The sequence below is a fragment of the Pseudomonas sp. PS01299 genome, from assembly GCF_029960145.1.
Taxonomy (GTDB): domain Bacteria; phylum Pseudomonadota; class Gammaproteobacteria; order Pseudomonadales; family Pseudomonadaceae; genus Aquipseudomonas; species Aquipseudomonas putida_A.
Genome location: NZ_JASCPO010000459.1, coordinates 1 through 1,797, shown reverse-complemented (window position 1 = coordinate 1,797; position 1,797 = coordinate 1). Strand labels below are relative to the sequence as shown.

The 1,797-nt window shown below is 60.0% G+C and carries 2 protein-coding genes; one reads left to right on the top strand and one right to left on the bottom strand.

Going from position 1 to position 1,797, the window contains the following annotated elements:
* Window positions 1-90: 90 nt before the first annotated feature.
* On the bottom strand, window positions 91-789 hold the full coding sequence (locus QMX91_RS30980; RefSeq protein WP_282413894.1) for a glutathione binding-like protein: 699 nt from the start codon (window positions 787-789) through the stop codon (window positions 91-93).
* 222 nt (window positions 790-1,011) lie between these two features.
* On the opposite strand from QMX91_RS30980, the gene QMX91_RS30975 reads away from it, so the two are divergent.
* Window positions 1,012-1,686 carry a histidine phosphatase family protein gene (locus QMX91_RS30975; RefSeq protein WP_150369724.1) on the top strand — a complete coding sequence of 225 codons (675 nt, stop codon included), beginning with the start codon at window positions 1,012-1,014 and terminating at the stop codon, window positions 1,684-1,686.
* The last annotated feature ends 111 nt before the right edge of the window (window positions 1,687-1,797 follow it).

The following is a 1,797-nucleotide window of genomic DNA, read 5'->3' as shown; positions in this document are numbered from 1 at the left end:
TGCTCGCGAAGGAGGTGTATCAGAAAAAGACGTGTTGACTGACACGACGCCTTCGCGAGCAAGCCCGCTCCCACAGGGTTATGTGTGGCCTCAGGAAGGAATGGTCAACCCGCGCACCACAGCCGGGCGAGCCAGAAATCGCTCCAGCACCCGGGTCACGTTCGGGAAGTTGCTGATGCCCACTAGATCCCCCGCCTCATAGAACCCGATCAGGTTACGCACCCACGGGAACGTGGCGATGTCGGCGATGGTGTAGCGCTCGCCCATGATCCAGTCACGACCTTCCAGGCGTTTGTCGAGCACGTTGAGCAGGCGTCTGCTCTCCTCGACATAGCGGTCACGCGGACGCTTGTCCTCGTAGTCCTTGCCGGCGAATTTGTTGAAGAAACCGAGCTGACCGAACATCGGGCCGATACCGCCCATCTGGAACATCAGCCACTGAATCGTCTCGTAGCGCAGCGCGCCCTCCTGGGCGAGCAACTGGCCGCTCTTGTCGGCGAGGTAGATCAGGATCGCGCCGGATTCGAACAGCGGCAGCGGCTGGTCTTGCGGGCCGTGGGGGTCGAGGATCGCCGGGATCTTGTTGTTGGGGTTCAGCGACAAAAATTCCGGGGACATCTGGTCTTGCGTGTCGAAACCCACGCGGTGCGGCTCGTAGGGCAGGCCGATCTCTTCGAGCATGATCGAGACCTTGACGCCGTTGGGGGTCGGCAGGGAATAGAGTTGAATCCAGTCGGGGTACTGCGCCGGCCATTTCTGGGTGATGGGGAACGCGGACAGATCGGTCATGGGAAACATCCAGTCACATGGGAAGCGCTGATCATAATCCAGGAACCGTAACATTCTGCAGCTAGTGTGCAGAAGCCAGGATCGAACCAAGCGGCCTCAGTGGACTCTGAGCTATGTCTTTGCAAGGGAAGTACGACACGACATGGACAACATCCGGTGCTGGGAGCCCGCGGTGTAAGGGTTGGTCAGCCCCAACCGAATTTGCTGAAGAACCTATATTCAATGACGAACCTCATGAGTTTCGCCAAACGCTTCAAACATCGCGCCTATGTGGCCCTGCCCTCCCTGCTGGCAGTCAGTGCGCTGACCTTGTCGCTCGAATCGAGCCAGATTCGCGCGCAACCGGTGGACGGTACGCAGACGCTGATCTTCCTGCGCCACGCGGAAAAACCCGAGGGCGGTCTCGGCCAGCTCAACTGTCAGGGCCTGAACCGGGCGATCGAGCTGTCGACCCTGCTGCCGGAAAAATTCGGCAAGGCCGATTACGTGTTCGCCGCCAACCCGACGCGCAATGTCGAGGAAGGCGAACTGGACAATTCCTACAGCTACATCCGTCCGTTGATGACCATCAGCCCCGCTGCGATCAAGCTCGGCCTGCCGGTGAACATCGAGTTCTCCGCCAACGACACCAGTGATCTGGCGCGCGAGCTGACCGAGGACAAGTACCACAACGCGACGATCTACACCGCATGGTCGCACGGCTATTTGCCGGAACTGATCAACAAGGTTGCCGGCAAGGCCGTCGGCGAAAAGCAGACCATCACCGACGACTGGGCGTCGGGCGATTTCGATTCGCTGTACGTGCTGACCCTGACCTGGCACAACGGCAAGGCCAGTTTGCAGAGCCACAGCTACAAGCAGGGGCTGGATAACGGCAAGGCGACCTGTCCGACTTGAGTTTTGCGCTGCCTGTACCGGCCTCTTCGCGAGCAAGCCCGCTCCCACAGGGGATCTGCGCCAGGCAGAAATTTCTGCCCAGTGGAGACCCAATGTGGGAGCGGGCTTGCT

Excerpts from the sequence above, each read along its gene's own strand:
- QMX91_RS30975 (WP_150369724.1), top strand. The coding sequence starts at position 1,012 with ATGACGAACCTCATGAGTTTCGCCAAACGCTTCAAACATCGCGCCTAT.
- QMX91_RS30980 (WP_282413894.1), bottom strand. The coding sequence starts at position 789 with ATGACCGATCTGTCCGCGTTCCCCATCACCCAGAAATGGCCGGCGCAG.